The following is a 13,486-nucleotide window of genomic DNA, read 5'->3' on the forward strand; positions in this document are numbered from 1 at the left end:
GGGGTTTCGTTTTTCTTAGGCGGCGATTCGCGGGGTGAACTGGCGGGTCGTCCACGCTTCTACGTCCTCGCGGTCGTAGACGATTCGCCCGTGCAGGCGGGCGTGTGCGGGAACATCGCGGCCTGCCGCGCGCCACCGTCGTAGCGTCCGGCGGGATACGCCGAGCCGGGTGGCGGCCTCTGCCTCTGTGATGTGACTCATGGGGTGCTCCTTACCTCGTCGAGTTTCGGTCACCCCCGTATTATATGGCCAATCGTGACCACTTTACAAGGTCTTTTTTATGCGTTGACCTGTGTCAACACATCTCTACAGGTCACTAGCGCCCACCCCCGCCGCCAGTTCCGCGTTGACTCCCCACCCTCCCCGTGCTACCCGCCCCACTCCCCTACCGCTGGGCCGACCTGCGGTTTCCTTGTCCCCCAAGTGTGCCCCGCACCAAGCGGCGCGGGGCTAGATTCAGTCGGTGTGTAGCGGCACGGCGAAAACGTCTTCCGTCCAGGAGACGGCCCGACGCGACTTTTCCACCCTCTCCCCGCTTCCGTCGATGGTCGGCCCGACGCGGCTGCCCTCGTCGGAGGAGTCAACTCCGCGTCGGACGTGAGCCGCTAGCGCCTCGGAGTTTTCCCACTCGTGCGGTACATCGTCGCCCGGCTTCAGTGGCCCGCGGACTGCGTGCTCTGCCTCCGCCGTGTAGTCGGGTTCCGCGTCCTCCCATACGTGGCTTTCCACCTGCTGTGTGAGGTCAGGCCCCCTGTCTGGCTCCCGCACACTGCTCTCGACGAGGTGGGTGAGGTCGGGGCCACGGTCAGGCTCCCGCACGCTGCTTTCAACGAGGTGCGTGTAGTCAGGCCCGCGGTCTGGACTGGTCGCCGTGCCCGGCTCCACGCGCCCGGCGGCAGCTACAGCGTCCGTCTCGGCTGTCTCGGCTGCGTTGGCGGTCGCGTCCAGCCCCGCGGCTGCCCTGTCCAGGCTGTCAGCGTAGGCGTAGTGCGCCACGCGCCACCGTTCCAGTGCAGCCTCGACGGCGGCTAGCGGGGCGGTGAACAGCGGCGATACCTGGCCGTCCTGGCTGGCCTGGGAAAAGTCCGCTTTCACTGCGGCAAGCATTTCCGTCACGGTGTCGTCGGCGAGCTGGCGGAGGTCGGCGGCAATGGCGCGGGTCTCTACCGCGGCGTGCCGTGTGGTTTCGATATTGACTTCGATTCTCTGTGTCATGCACCCTATTCTACCTGCACTAATAGTAGAATAGGAGGCAAGTTTTGACACATGTTTTCTATGCCCAGGGAGACCTAAAATGTACGTCGTAGAGTTGACCGAGGGAACCGTGAGCCGCGTCGGGCGGCCTGTGGCGGGTGCCAGTGGTCCGGTAGCCGCCTACCGCCTCGCCTCACTGCTGAACGGTCACGAGCGCCCGGCTACGGCGCAGGAGGCCGCCACGGTGGCCGCGCTGCGGCGGCTGGCGGCATGAGAAAACCCCGGTCATTTGTACCCCTAAGAGGGACGGTTGTACCCCTAAGAGGGACGACTGAAACCCTGGGGTTGGATACCGCCGCCAGCATAAGCGTCTCGACAGGGTGTCCTGGCCAACCGTGGTCATGACGACCACGGTTGGCGCGCTACGGCGGCTGGCGGCCTGAAAAGCCCCCGCTAACCATTGTCGTTATGGCAATGGTTGGCAAGGCATGGTCATTATGACCATACCTGCATGGTCATAATGACCATGCAGCTGGCGACATGAGAAAACCCCGGCCATGACGACCGGGCTTGCGGAGGTTACAGGGTGACGAGCTGCTGAGGGCTGGGTAGGTACGCCTCTAGCTCCTCTAGGCTCATCTGCGGTAACGCGTCGCTGATACCCGAGGCGAAGCCAAAAATTAACATGTTCAGCTTCAATACCGCCTGGGTGTAGACCTCGCGGTCGTCGTAGCAAAACACTGCTTCCGGGAAAGTTATCATCATGGTGCGGTTGTTGCATACTGCCTTGTCGAGGTCAATCATGGTCAACTCCTAGGTGTCCTGGGCTAGATACGCTGCCACAGTATCGGGCACCCCGGACTAGCGCCGGGCACTTTCGCACAGCCGTGCGAACCTGTAGGCTATAGCCAGGTCGCCCCTTGTGGTCGGCCCTGGGCTAGGCTCCCTGCGCCAGAGGACGGTGCAGGGGGCCGTTTCACTAGCACCGGGTACCCTCGCCGCGCGGCCTGGCAAATGTAGCTTTATATTCAGACGTGCCCCGGGCGCAATCCCCCTCCCCCGCGCCCGGGGCGGGGAGACCCGCATGGCAGACCTTGCAGCTCTTCGCAGTATCCTCGCAGGCACCGCGCCCCTGACCGGTGTCCACACTGCTGCGCGTGGTATCTCTACCGCCGAGGCGGAGTCGCTGTTAGGCGTGCCCGCTGGCACCTTGGCCGGAGTGCATGCCGCCGCGTGCGTGGAGACTGCTGCATGGCTGCGGGCGTGCAGGTAAAAGGTATCCGCTGTACCTACTAGACTAGGCATATGCCCAGACCGAAACTTGCACCCGGCCAGCGCGGAGAACCTACCCTGACCCCGCTCGACAGCGACGGGAAAACAATCCCGCGTGCCGTGCGCAACACGCCGGGTCACAAGGCTCGCAGCTGGAACTGCACAATCTATTACTGCGGGTGGGACGGTAAGTCCTCCGAGGTGCGTGTCCACCGGGTACGGCAGACGGACGCGGTGGAAGCAGCCCATGCCAAGGTTGACGCGGCACTGGCGCGCGGCTCCTCGTCCACGTGGTCGGGTGTTACTATCGACACTCCGCTGGCAGACGCAGCGCGCGCCTGGCTTGAGCTGCGCACCAGCGACGACACCGAAGACCTAACCCGCGTCCATGGAGAGACCTCGCGCGTGTACGGCTACGTCGCGGACTACATCGCCGACCCCCAGCGGGGGCTGCACCTCACCGTGGGGCAGGTGACGCACAAAGCTGCGCGCGACTTTATTTACTTGCAGCGCCGCCCCACTCCCGAAGATATTGCCAAGGAGCAGGCGCAGGTCGAGAAGCGACGCGACACGCAGCGGAAAATCGTTGCCGCCTGGGATAAGTGGGCGGCGGTTCGCCGCTCCGAGGGGCTAGCCGCGTACCCGCTACCTGCCGACGTAACCGCGCCGATTCCTGACGTAGACCCTGCGACGCTGCTATATCCGTCGCGCGCGGAAATGACGTGGGTTGTGCTGCGTGGCCTCTACACTGCGCTAGCCGATAACGGCGTTGTGCCCGCTAACCCCTTGCGTGAGATAGCCAAGCCTACGGTACCGGCGGCACGGAAGTCAGCCCCGCGTGTTCTCCGCGGTGAGCAGATGGGCGCACTCATGCGCGCGGTTCATGCCTACACGGAGACCACTACGCTGCGGACAACTCCACCGCGTTCGCAGTGGCTCGTGCCCCAGCTCGCACTGCTACTTTCTACTGGTCTGCGCATTACCGAGGTGAACAACCTCCGCTGGGAGGACTTTGACATGACCGACTCCCGACTGTGGTGGGTCACCCCGCACCGACAGAAGAAGCGGGATACCGGCGGAGTCCAGGAACGTATCGCCCTGCCACCATCAGTGATTCCTGTGCTGCGACGCTGGCGCTCCCAGCAGGTGCTCTCTCCATGGGTGCTGCCTATGCGCGACGACCCTACCCGCCCCATGACCCGCTCCGGCAAAACCCTCACCGAAGCTCTGACGTGGGCACGCTTGCCGCACCGCTCGGGCGACGACGTGGTGCAGGCCGACCGTGAACTGCTGCCGCCGGTTATCTCCTACCATGACCTCCGTCACACGGTAGCCACTGCCATGGCTGCAACCGGCAACGCCGCGCTGGCGACCTTGCAGCTTGGTCACGCGTCAGCCTCCACTACCGAGGCCGCTTACATCAATCGCGCTGTAGACGTAGACAACAGCGCCGTGATTGAGGCGTTCGCCGCTGACGCGCTGCGGTTGTTCGGTTAGCCCTCCGCGAGGGGGTTTTCTGGACTCGGGCCGAGTTTTTCCGGAGTTTTTCCGGAGTTGCACCCTTTAAACCAAAGAACCCCAGGCCGGAAAACTTCCTGGCCTGGGGTTTTGGAGCCGGAAACGGGACTCGAACCCGTAACCTACTGATTACAAATCAGTTGCGCTACCAATTGCGCCATCCCGGCAACTTTAAAGCGACCTTTTGGCGTTAGCCGTCGCTGGCTCGAAAGAATCAGAGTCAACCTGAGAATCGAACTCAGCTGTGCCGCTGACAGGCGATTGTACAGGTTGGCAAGCAGAAGTTAAAAACGACACCACAGGAAAACTGCAACCGCACTTCTTGAACACTTTTCCACACGCTAAAAGCCCCGCTCAGATAGGCAAATTCACCGCCTCAAAAACGAATTAAGATTCTCGGTCACTGACGGGGTAGTGTGACTATCGCTAAATCACTGGGGCTATGTTTCTGCAACGTCTCCGCATCGCGTCTTTGCAGCATCACTGCAATGCACCCCAGGCAGTATCGGGGAAAGGAAGTGTCGACATGTCATTCGCTGGTGACAGCAATTCCAACGCCGGAGAAAACTCCGCTGCGAAGAATGATCTCTACGACGCTGAAGCCACTGTCTCTTACGACGACACTCCGCAGACCCAGTTTCCTGCAATCGAAGGTCAGTCCACCTTCAAGCAGCGCGTGATTGATTTCGTTTCCGGCCCAACGGCAACTGTCGACCTAGTGCACTCGACTACTACCCCGCTGCCGCTGGCACCGATCGATTATTCCGACCCGAGTCAGGTCACGGCCGTACTCGATCTCGCTGCTCGCATCGGCGGGCTATTGCTGGCATGTGGCTCGGGCAACCGCGATACCGAGCTACAAATTAAGGCCGTGACCTCAGCCTATGGCCTCACCCAAATCCAAGTCGATATCACGTTGACCTCCGTGACGGTCTACCACCTCATCGGCGCGCGCCGTACCCCTATTACCGCGATGCGCGTTGTCACCGCACCAGTGCCCGACTTCGAGCGCTTGCGTCACACCGACCGTGTCATCCGCCGAATTCGCGCGGGCCACCTGAGCTTGGAGGAGGCTATTGAGGCTATCGACAAGGTCGAGCGTGAGCCCGCAAAATACCGCCTCCGCGTCATCTACACTGGCTGGGCATTGCTGGCTTCATCTGTGACAGTGCTGCTCGGCTCGAGTTTCGAGGTCGCCCTTATCGCGGCTGCGGTCACACTGGCCATCGTCATCGTGATTGGTGAACTCGCTGCCCGCGAGTTGCCCACATTCTTTCAGAATGCAGTCGGCGGTCTCATTGCCACGCTCTCCGCTGCTGTGCTCAATGCGGCGCAGGCGTATCTCCCCTTTGAGATGCAGCCATCCAGGCTGATCGCCTCGGGAATTATCGTGATGCTCGCCGGCCTAACCCTCGTGCAAGCACTGCAAGACGGCATCACCGGCGCACCTGTGACTGGCTCCGCGCGCTTCTTCGACACCATGTTGTTGACCGGCGGAATCGTCGCTGGCATCGCAATGGGCATCGAGTTTTCCGGAATGCTGGGCATTCCGCTTCCCGACGTCATCGCGGGTTCTGACCTCAACCTGGCACAGGCGACAGTGAGGGTGATAGCGGGAACTACCGCCTCAATCGCATTTGCGTTGGCCTCGAATGCTGGGTTCACCGCGTTGTCAGTGTCCGGAACGGTCGCTCTGCTGGGGTCGATGACCTACTACTACGTGTTGACTCCACTGGGAGTTCATCCGGTGACCAGCGCAGGCGCGGCAGCAACGCTGATTGGTCTCATCGGTGGCCTGCTGGCACGACGTTGGTCCATCCCGCCGCTGATTACGGCAGTGGCAGGCGTAACCCCGCTGCTTCCGGGTATGACGATCTACCGCGGTATGCACGCACTGCTGCACGACCACCCGACCAAGGGGTTTACGGCGCTAGCCTCAGCGCTAGGCATTGCGACGGCACTAGCTGCGGGTATTGTCCTCGGTGAATGGATGGCGCGCAGGCTCCGTCGCCCTCGCGCACTGCGCGAAGACAGTGGCCTGACCCGTCCAATCCGGGCCGGTATGCGTCGCATCCGTCCTGTGAATCCGCGGAACAAGCCTCGCCGTCCACGCAACTACCGCTTCAAGGGCGGTATGAACCCGCGTGTGGACTAGCCATTCCGCGGGGCAGCCACTGCTCAATCCGCGGGACAGCCGCTGCGTGGACTAGCCGTATCCATGGGAGCATTATCCACACCGCGCGACCTATCAACAACGTGGTAGAATAAGGTTTTTGAATTGTAAGTAGCGCTTAAAGCTGAAACTGCGTCATCACAATCCCATTCCTTCTTCACTGAACTCGGTTGAGCTCAGTGCCGGGAGCATGTGGCGAGATGGCTGGCAGAAGTAGGTGTATGGGGCGCAATTAAGGCCATGCTTGCCAGGAGGATTCGTGCCACCGAAGGTCACAGACACTCGCACTGCTCAGAACGAGGCTCTTCACAAGGTCGAAGAAAAGACCGCTGCTGGCGCACGGCGAATTGTTGCTACCTTCGCCGAGGATTTCTACGATGCCGTCACTCTGATGTGCATGCTCGGAGTGGAGAAGGAAGGCCTGAGCTTCAAGAAGGTTCACGAGGAATACGTGAAGGAAAACGCTCCGAAGACCGCAAAGCGCACACGCAAGTCCACTAAGAAGACTGCGAAGAAGTCGACCAAGAAGGCCGCAAAGAAGACCACTCGTAAGACGGCGAAGAAGGCTGCCAAGAAGGCCGCTAAGAAGACGACGAAGAAGGCTGCTAAGAAGACCACCAAGAAGGCAGCTAACTAACGGGGTCACGCAGCATGGGTCGGAGCGGGAAAAAAGCGGTTGCCGCAGTAGCTGTCGTTGCGGCAGTGTCCATGACGGCTACCGCATGCCAGGCAAAGCCGGCAGCGGAGATCGTCGGCAAGCAATGGCAGATAACCGCGATCTTTGATGACCCAAACCTGCCCCACGGTGTGCCGGACGGAACTCAGGCGCCGACTATTACGTTGGGGCAGACAACATATACCTTCGCTGATTCCTGTGGCAACGGCTCTGGTTCGCTGCAGTGGAAGGGCGAGGCGGTCGAATTCGGTACCCCGGAGCAGACTCGCAGTTTGGACTGCTCAGACCAGGCGCAGACCTATTCGGAGCGTTTCCACAAGATTGTGGCGGGCGAATTCGTCTACACGCAGGACAACAATGGTCTGCGCATGCGAGAGATGAAAGACCCCAAGCCAGGCGAGGATCGCCGTGGCTGGACTGCGACAACTTCGGGTTACACCGAGGGGCGCTGACGCCACTTCTGATCGACAGGCGCATCGGTGCCGGGGTGAGAAACCCGTGCGTAAGAACCGCGGTGGTAAATGAGCGGATTGATTTCTTCACGCTTGCCGATAGCCACAATATCCGCCGTCACAATCCAGTGATCGCCGCCTTCGTAAACATCGACGACGGTGCAATCAATCCACACGGAGCAGCCGTGCAATAAAGGGTTGCCCAGCTCAGAGCGGGTCCACTTCCCCGTCTTGAACTTTTCGCCATTACTGCGGCCGAAGGCTGCCGAGATATCCTCCTGATCCTCGGCCAACACATTGACGGAGAAGCGTCCAGCGTTCCGTATATGCGGCCAGGACCGCGAGGTCTTCATGACAGTAAACAGAACCATCGGTGGAGTGAGACTCAGCGAGGAAAAAGACTGGCAGGCGAAACCGTACGCTTCGCCTTCATCCTCGGTGGCGATAATGGTCACGCCAGTGGTGAACTCACTCATCGCGCCACGGATAGACATTTCATCCAATTCGACGGGGCCGCCAAGTTCGACATGGTCGTCGCGGGTAGCTTCCGGACTATTGAGAGCCGCAGCTGATCGGTCGGTGCTCGAATTTGTTGAATCTGTCATGTAATAGACCTTAATCTGAATCCGAACACAGTAAAGACGAGGTGGGGTTTACCACCCCAAGAGCCCCCGATAGCGCCACGATGTTGTTACCCTCGTCGGCCCGCTACCCGGCTGACGGTGCCGACGGCGCTGCGGTTGTCGATCCAACGACAAACTCAGTCTCCAACAAGACGCGAGGAGCGCGACCGCTGTCCTCGCGTGCGGCCTCAAGCTCCTCGGCCAGCGCGCGGCCGACGGCAATGCCCTTCTGCCTATTCGGCTGAATTACAGTGGTCAGCTTGTGGAAGAGGGCGCGCTCGATTCCGTCAAAGCCTGTGATGGACAGGTCCTCCGGAACACGAATTCCGTTCTCCTTGGCATATTCCAAGACCGCAATTGCCTGAGTATCCGTGGTACAGACCACCGCCGTGAGATCCGGGTTGTCGGTCAGCAGCTGGCGAGCCGCATCGCGGTTATTCTCGCGGTCATTGAGGTGGCGCTCGATGATAGGCACATCCACCTGCTGAATACCAGCCTCGGCAAGCGCTTCCAGCGCACCTTCGACGCGGTTCTTCTGCACCTGGTGATGAGCTTCTGCCAGCCGCTTCTCCGTGACATATCCCGAGTTCGGGGTACGCGACAATCGCACTGACAAGATTCCCACCTTGCGATGTCCCAGTTCAGTCAGGTGTCGCACCGCGGGCTTGATGGCCTCACGGTCATCGATGCCCACAAACGGTAGAGCCACCGCATCTGCAGGCTGGTCGCACACGACCGTCGGCAAGCCACGGGCGCGCACGGCAGCGAGGAACGGGTCGTTGTCCGCGACGGAGTAGACCACGAAACCGTCGACCACCGCTTGCCGAATCAGATTGAGATCTACGTCCCCGCCCTCCTCGGAGGAAGCTGGAATGACCAACATGGAGTCGCCCATTTCGCCGAGCTCCTCTGCGAGGCCGGCGAGAAAATCCACCGACGCAGGGTCTTCAAAAGCGAACGGGAGGTGCTCGGTGAACAGCACGCCGATGGCGCCAACCCGGCGCATGCGCAGACCGCGAGCCATTGGGTCCGGCCCGGGATAGCCAAGCCGCTCCGCAGTTTCCAAGATGTGCTCCCGCAACTTCTCCGAGAGCTGGTCAGGGCGGTTGTACGCGTTGGACACAGTCGTGCGCGAGACCCCAAGTTCTGCAGCGATGGAAGCCAAGGTGCCACGACGACGCCGACTTTGCACGGAATACCGACCCTTCTTGAAAAACCAACAGCGACTGCCCGCTCAGATATCTTCGTCCAGCTACCTCAGGTAGAAAACCTCGATTTTATGGAAAAGAACTACAACGAGCATCACACGCATCTAATCGCGGACAACTTTACCCAACGAATGTGCGCGACTGTCATTTCGGCCACTCCGGCAGAGGCCCGCCTTGTGACTGGGTCTCCGCAGCCCCTACTATGTTCTTTGAACTAAAAGACAACTGTTTTCAATAGCGGTTGATGCTCAGGAGCTGAATAAAAGGAATAATTCAGCCCGCAACAGGATTGGATACATATATGAAGGCACGCTTTTCCACGCGCATCGCGGCGCTAGTCGCCAGCGCCGGCCTCGTCGCAGGTCTCGGCGCATGCTCCAGCAATGATGACAGCGCTACGTCCGCGGGCAAGTCCGAAGACACCATTAAGGTGGTCACCTCCACCAAGGTCTGGGCAGACGTCGCCGACGCAGTCACCGACGACGAGAAGGTCTCCATCGACCCGATTATCGCGTCCAACGACATCGACCCTCACTCCTACGAACCGGCCGCAGCCGACATGGCAAAGGTAGAGGACGCCGATATTCTCGTCGCAGGTGGCGGGCATTACGACGCATGGCTGACCTCCTCTCTGCGTGACGCAAAGGACAAGGTCATCATCTCTGCGCTGCCGCAGGAAGAAGGCCATGACCACGAACATGACCATGATCACGAGGGCCACGACGACCATGATCACGAGGGCCACGAGCACGACCATGAAGGCCACGAGCATGATGGCGAAGGTCACGACGACCACGAAGGCCACGAGCACCACCACCATGACGGCGAAGCCAACGAACACGTCTGGTACGACACCGATGCGGTTGAAGAAACTGCAGAGCAGCTCGCCGAAGCTCTGACCAAGCTGGGCGCCAAGGCCGACACCAAGGCCGTCGATAAGGAAATCAAGGACATCGAAGAGGCCAAGAGCAAGCTCAAGGCCGCTAAGGTTGCTCAGGTTCACCCGCTGGCCGATGACATCCTGAAGGACACGAAGGTCGAGGACATCACCCCGAAGGGCTACCGTCAGTCCACACTGAATGAGTCCGAGCCGTCGGCAAGCGATGTCAATGAAATGCTGAAGCTGATTGAGTCCGGCGAGTTGGACTACCTCATCGACGCACCGCAGACCCACGACCAGGTCTCGCAGCGACTCGTCGAGGCTGCCAAGGCAAAGGGCGTTAAAATCGTCGATGTTTTTGAGTCGCCGAGCGCTGACCAGTCGTTCTTTGACCTCTACAAGAAAACCCTTTCCGATATGGAGTCCGCATAACTTTGCCCTCACTGACTTTTACTGACGCAGCCGTCGAGCCGCTGTGGTCCGGTCTCAATTTGAATATCGAGCCCGGCGAGTTCTTGGCCATCCTGGGCCCCAATGGCGTCGGCAAATCCACGCTGCTGACCGCTGCCCTTGGCATGCGCCAGCTGACTCACGGTTCAGTAAAAGTCGACGGGAACCTCGGCTACATTCCACAGCAGCGGATGTTCGAGCCCTCACTGCCCATTCGGGTTCGCGACCTCGTCGAGTTGGCGGCCGGCAAGAACCGCTCCGCCACCGACGAAATGCTGGACTTTGTCGGCGCGGGCGGTATTGCAGGCCGTCGCGTCGGCACGCTCTCTGGCGGTCAGCAGCAGCTTGTCCGTCAGGCGCAGGCGCTCGTTTCGGCACCAGATTTTTTGCTTTGCGACGAGCCTCTGCTCTCCCTCGACCCTGCGGCGCAACGGACCACGGTCGAGCGCCTGGACCGGCATCGGAGGGAAAACGACACGGCAGTCGTCTTTGTCACCCACGACATCAACCCCATCCTGGGCGTCTGTGACCGGGTGCTCTACCTGACGCCGCACGGACATGCGGTCGGGTCAGTCGAGGAAATTATCACTTCAGAGACGCTCTCGGAGCTCTACCAAACCAACATTGCGGTTGCCCGTGTCGAGGGAAAGCTGGTTATCGTCTAATGACCCTACTGACTCAGTATTTCTCCGACACCGCTGCTCTGCTCCAAGTCGGGTTCGTCCACAATGCTCTCATCGCGGCAGCTCTACTCGGGCTAATCTCCGGCATCATTTCGCCCCTGATCGTCATGCGACAGATGAGTTTCACGGTCCACGGCACCAGCGAGCTGGCACTTATGGGTGCATCCGCGGCCCTACTACTTGGTGTCAGTGTCAGCAGCGGTGCCATTATCGGTTCGGTGCTCATCGCAATAGTCCTGGCGGCACTGTCGCTTCGAGGGCGCCAAGATGCGGTCGTGGGCGTGGTCTTGAGCTTCGGCATGGGCTTATCGGTGCTGTTTATCCACCTCTACCCCGGCCGGACAAGTACCGCGTTTTCACTTCTCACCGGCCAAATCATTGGTCTGACTGACACTTCTCTATGGACGATGGCCATCGTCGCGGTCATCGTCGTCGGCGGCGTTACCTGGAAATGGCGCCCGCTGCTATTCGCCTCCGCCGACCCCATCATGGCCGCCGCCTGTGGTGTCAACGTGAAGGCGCTATCGATTTACTTCGCGATTCTCACCGGTCTCGTCGCCGCCCAGGGCGTACAGATTGTCGGCTCTCTGCTCGTCATCGCCCTCATCATCACCCCTGGTGCTGCGGCCGCATTCGTCACCGCCTCTCCTGTAAAGGCCATCATCCTGTCGACCATCTTCGCCGAGGTCGCGGCCGTCGGCGGCATTGTTCTCTCACTCGCACCGGGCATCCCGGTCAGCGTTCTAGTGACGACAATCGCATTTGTCATCTACCTGATCTGCTACGCCATCGGAACGGTGCAATCGCGCAAGGCAACGCGTGACGACGTCCAGGCTGCCAAGTGGAGCAAATAGACACATACGCTTTTCGGAGTGGCTTTTAAAACAACAAAAACATCGGGCAGCCCCTCGAGTGACGATTGCGGAGAAGGTGCGCACCTTCCCTCTCGCCACCGAGGGGCTGCCCGTATTTTTGCTGGATTCTCTAAAAGCAGACTCCAATACCCCCAGCTCTTTTTAAGACTGCGAGACTGCCGAAATGGGTTGCCCCGGCAGACAGAAAAACTAACGCTGAGGATGTCGTGGTCTGACATCTCAGTGACCCAAAGCTAGCTGTACAAGCCACCGCTAGGTCCGTGCGCTTCCCTAAACTACGGCCAATTACGCCCCCATTTCTAGGAGCATGATATGCCCGCCCTCCCCTTCAGGAAACTACGGATAATTTTCTGTTGGAAGTGATAATAACGCCGTCATTTCTGCAGCGCACGCCGGAAATAGAATTATCTTTAAAGCGCTGAACTACTGGGGGTAGCCATAAGTACCGGCCGCCATTTAGAACGCAAAATACCCCACGTAAACGCCATTACTATAACGAATTGATAATGGCGCCTACGGGGGTATCAAATGCGCTACTGACTGCTCTTAGCCCGGCGCTGGCGGGCAAACTCACTCAGAGTCACGCCGGCAGCAACGGAAGCGTTGAGCGACTCAACCCAACCGGTCATCGGAATGGACATGATGGTGTCACAGGTATCGCGCACCAGGCGCGAAAGTCCCTTGCCCTCAGAGCCGACGACCATAACCACCGGGGTGGTGCCGTCGTAAGTGTCCAGAGTGTGATCGCCACCGGCATCCAGTCCAACGACCTGGTAACCAGCCTTCTGGAACTGCTTGAGCGAGCGCACCATGTTGGTCGCCCGCGCAACCGGCAGACGCGCAGCAGTACCAGCAGAGGTACGCCAGGCGACGCCCGTAATGGCAGCCGAGCGACGCTCCGGAATCACCACACCGTGACCACCAAAGGCCGCCACCGAGCGAATGACCGCACCCAGGTTACGCGGATCAGTGATGTTATCCAGGCAGACGATAAGGCCCGGCTCACCGGTCTGGGCCACAGAATCAATCAGATCTTCGACAGATGCGTACTTGTACGGCGGAATCTGCAGGCCGATACCCTGGTGCATGGTGTTGCCGGTCATGGTGTCCAACTCGTGGCGGGGTACCTCGCGAATCGGGATACCACGGGAGTTAGCAATACGCACTGACTCCTGCAGGCGCTCGTCATTGTCGGTACCCAGCGCCACAATCAGCGCGGCCGCTGGCACCTTTGCATGCAGGCACTCCACGACCGGGTTACGGCCAACTACCAGCTCGGTGCCATCCCCCTTGCGCTCATGACGCCCCGAGTCACGGCGGCGCTTCTCTTTCGCCCGCTTATGAGCTGCGTGATAAACGCGGTCCTCTGCTTTCGGGGTCGGCCCCTTGCCACGCAAGCCACGCTTTTGGCCACCGGAGCCGCCAACGTTCTTCTTGCTTGCCTTGCGCACTGCACCACGACGACCGTTGCCTGCCATAGCT

Annotated in this window: 15 protein-coding genes and 1 tRNA gene; 9 read left to right on the top strand and 7 right to left on the bottom strand. The window is 60.2% G+C overall.

Annotated features, from left to right (window positions below):
• Positions 1–15: 15 nt before the first annotated feature.
• Both HMPREF3130_RS11170 and HMPREF3130_RS08325 read right to left on the bottom strand, forming a co-directional pair.
• Positions 16–201 (bottom strand): helix-turn-helix domain-containing protein, encoded by a 186-nt coding sequence (locus HMPREF3130_RS11170; protein ID WP_083276367.1) that lies wholly within the window; start codon positions 199–201, stop codon positions 16–18.
• A 255-nt stretch (positions 202–456) separates the two neighbouring features.
• Entirely contained in the window at positions 457–1,215 is a 759-nt protein-coding gene (locus tag HMPREF3130_RS08325; protein ID WP_070429747.1) for a hypothetical protein, read from the bottom strand.
• Between the two features lie 79 nt (positions 1,216–1,294).
• Here HMPREF3130_RS08325 and HMPREF3130_RS11370 point away from each other — a divergent pair, with 79 nt between their 5' ends.
• Entirely contained in the window at positions 1,295–1,468 is a 174-nt protein-coding gene (locus HMPREF3130_RS11370; RefSeq protein ID WP_168157920.1) for a hypothetical protein, read from the top strand.
• 305 nt (positions 1,469–1,773) lie between these two features.
• Here the strand turns inward: HMPREF3130_RS11370 and HMPREF3130_RS08330 are convergent, their stop codons facing one another.
• Complete coding sequence (locus HMPREF3130_RS08330; RefSeq protein WP_070429748.1) at positions 1,774–1,998, bottom strand: hypothetical protein; 225 nt, start codon at positions 1,996–1,998, stop codon at positions 1,774–1,776.
• A gap of 280 nt (positions 1,999–2,278) precedes the next feature.
• Here HMPREF3130_RS08330 and HMPREF3130_RS11270 point away from each other — a divergent pair, with 280 nt between their 5' ends.
• Positions 2,279–2,467: a hypothetical protein gene (locus HMPREF3130_RS11270; RefSeq protein ID WP_141737799.1), complete on the top strand. Its 189-nt coding sequence runs from the start codon at positions 2,279–2,281 to the stop codon at positions 2,465–2,467.
• A 32-nt stretch (positions 2,468–2,499) separates the two neighbouring features.
• A complete protein-coding gene (locus tag HMPREF3130_RS08335; protein ID WP_083276368.1) occupies positions 2,500–3,963 on the top strand; it encodes a tyrosine-type recombinase/integrase in 1,464 nt (487 codons plus the stop codon).
• A gap of 112 nt (positions 3,964–4,075) precedes the next feature.
• Here the strand turns inward: HMPREF3130_RS08335 and HMPREF3130_RS08340 are convergent.
• Positions 4,076–4,151 (bottom strand) — tRNA-Thr (locus HMPREF3130_RS08340).
• A 359-nt stretch (positions 4,152–4,510) separates the two neighbouring features.
• Here HMPREF3130_RS08340 and HMPREF3130_RS08345 point away from each other — a divergent pair.
• From HMPREF3130_RS08345 to HMPREF3130_RS08355, 3 genes are all read left to right on the top strand, one after another.
• A complete protein-coding gene (locus tag HMPREF3130_RS08345; protein ID WP_016421439.1) occupies positions 4,511–6,139 on the top strand; it encodes a threonine/serine exporter ThrE in 1,629 nt (542 codons plus the stop codon).
• A 277-nt stretch (positions 6,140–6,416) separates the two neighbouring features.
• Positions 6,417–6,794 carry a hypothetical protein gene (locus HMPREF3130_RS11375; RefSeq protein WP_070429750.1) on the top strand — a complete coding sequence of 126 codons (378 nt, stop codon included), beginning with the start codon at positions 6,417–6,419 and terminating at the stop codon, positions 6,792–6,794.
• A 14-nt stretch (positions 6,795–6,808) separates the two neighbouring features.
• Positions 6,809–7,285: an META domain-containing protein gene (locus HMPREF3130_RS08355; RefSeq protein ID WP_016421441.1), complete on the top strand. Its 477-nt coding sequence runs from the start codon at positions 6,809–6,811 to the stop codon at positions 7,283–7,285.
• On the opposite strand, the gene HMPREF3130_RS08360 is transcribed toward HMPREF3130_RS08355, so the two are convergent.
• Positions 7,267–7,890 carry a flavin reductase family protein gene (locus tag HMPREF3130_RS08360; RefSeq protein WP_016421442.1) on the bottom strand — a complete coding sequence of 208 codons (624 nt, stop codon included), beginning with the start codon at positions 7,888–7,890 and terminating at the stop codon, positions 7,267–7,269. The genes HMPREF3130_RS08355 and HMPREF3130_RS08360 overlap by 19 nt on opposite strands.
• A 103-nt stretch (positions 7,891–7,993) precedes the next feature.
• Complete coding sequence (locus HMPREF3130_RS08365) at positions 7,994–9,100, bottom strand: LacI family DNA-binding transcriptional regulator (protein ID WP_016421443.1); 1,107 nt, start codon at positions 9,098–9,100, stop codon at positions 7,994–7,996.
• 317 nt (positions 9,101–9,417) lie between these two features.
• Between HMPREF3130_RS08365 and HMPREF3130_RS08370 the strand changes: the two genes are divergently transcribed.
• The 3 genes from HMPREF3130_RS08370 to HMPREF3130_RS08380 are packed head-to-tail and all read left to right on the top strand — an operon-like array spanning position 9,418 to position 11,983.
• Entirely contained in the window at positions 9,418–10,428 is a 1,011-nt protein-coding gene (locus HMPREF3130_RS08370) for a metal ABC transporter solute-binding protein, Zn/Mn family (protein ID WP_016421444.1), read from the top strand.
• Positions 10,429–10,430: 2 nt separating this feature from the next.
• On the top strand, positions 10,431–11,111 hold the full coding sequence (locus HMPREF3130_RS08375) for a metal ABC transporter ATP-binding protein (protein ID WP_016421445.1): 681 nt from the start codon (positions 10,431–10,433) through the stop codon (positions 11,109–11,111).
• Positions 11,111–11,983: a metal ABC transporter permease gene (locus tag HMPREF3130_RS08380; RefSeq protein ID WP_016421446.1), complete on the top strand. Its 873-nt coding sequence runs from the start codon at positions 11,111–11,113 to the stop codon at positions 11,981–11,983. The genes HMPREF3130_RS08375 and HMPREF3130_RS08380 overlap by 1 nt, the downstream gene beginning before the upstream one ends.
• A 554-nt stretch (positions 11,984–12,537) precedes the next feature.
• On the opposite strand, the gene rlmB is transcribed toward HMPREF3130_RS08380, so the two are convergent.
• The gene (gene rlmB / locus HMPREF3130_RS08385; protein ID WP_016421447.1) at positions 12,538–13,482 is read right to left on the bottom strand and encodes a 23S rRNA (guanosine(2251)-2'-O)-methyltransferase RlmB; all 945 of its coding nucleotides are present in this window, start codon (positions 13,480–13,482) and stop codon (positions 12,538–12,540) included.
• Positions 13,483–13,486 lie beyond the last annotated feature (4 nt).

Source organism: Corynebacterium sp. HMSC14B06, from assembly GCF_001807075.1.
Lineage (GTDB): Bacteria > Actinomycetota > Actinomycetes > Mycobacteriales > Mycobacteriaceae > Corynebacterium > Corynebacterium jeikeium_D.

Coding starts and splice junctions, on each gene's coding strand:
- HMPREF3130_RS11170 (WP_083276367.1), bottom strand. CDS start 201: ATGAGTCACATCACAGAGGCAGAGGCCGCCACCCGGCTCGGCGTATCC.
- HMPREF3130_RS08325 (WP_070429747.1), bottom strand. CDS start 1,215: ATGACACAGAGAATCGAAGTCAATATCGAAACCACACGGCACGCCGCG.
- HMPREF3130_RS11370 (WP_168157920.1), top strand. CDS start 1,295: ATGTACGTCGTAGAGTTGACCGAGGGAACCGTGAGCCGCGTCGGGCGG.
- HMPREF3130_RS08330 (WP_070429748.1), bottom strand. CDS start 1,998: ATGATTGACCTCGACAAGGCAGTATGCAACAACCGCACCATGATGATA.
- HMPREF3130_RS11270 (WP_141737799.1), top strand. CDS start 2,279: ATGGCAGACCTTGCAGCTCTTCGCAGTATCCTCGCAGGCACCGCGCCC.
- HMPREF3130_RS08335 (WP_083276368.1), top strand. CDS start 2,500: ATGCCCAGACCGAAACTTGCACCCGGCCAGCGCGGAGAACCTACCCTG.
- HMPREF3130_RS08345 (WP_016421439.1), top strand. CDS start 4,511: ATGTCATTCGCTGGTGACAGCAATTCCAACGCCGGAGAAAACTCCGCT.
- HMPREF3130_RS08355 (WP_016421441.1), top strand. CDS start 6,809: ATGGGTCGGAGCGGGAAAAAAGCGGTTGCCGCAGTAGCTGTCGTTGCG.
- HMPREF3130_RS08360 (WP_016421442.1), bottom strand. CDS start 7,890: ATGACAGATTCAACAAATTCGAGCACCGACCGATCAGCTGCGGCTCTC.
- HMPREF3130_RS08370 (WP_016421444.1), top strand. CDS start 9,418: ATGAAGGCACGCTTTTCCACGCGCATCGCGGCGCTAGTCGCCAGCGCC.
- HMPREF3130_RS08380 (WP_016421446.1), top strand. CDS start 11,111: ATGACCCTACTGACTCAGTATTTCTCCGACACCGCTGCTCTGCTCCAA.
- rlmB (WP_016421447.1), bottom strand. CDS start 13,482: ATGGCAGGCAACGGTCGTCGTGGTGCAGTGCGCAAGGCAAGCAAGAAG.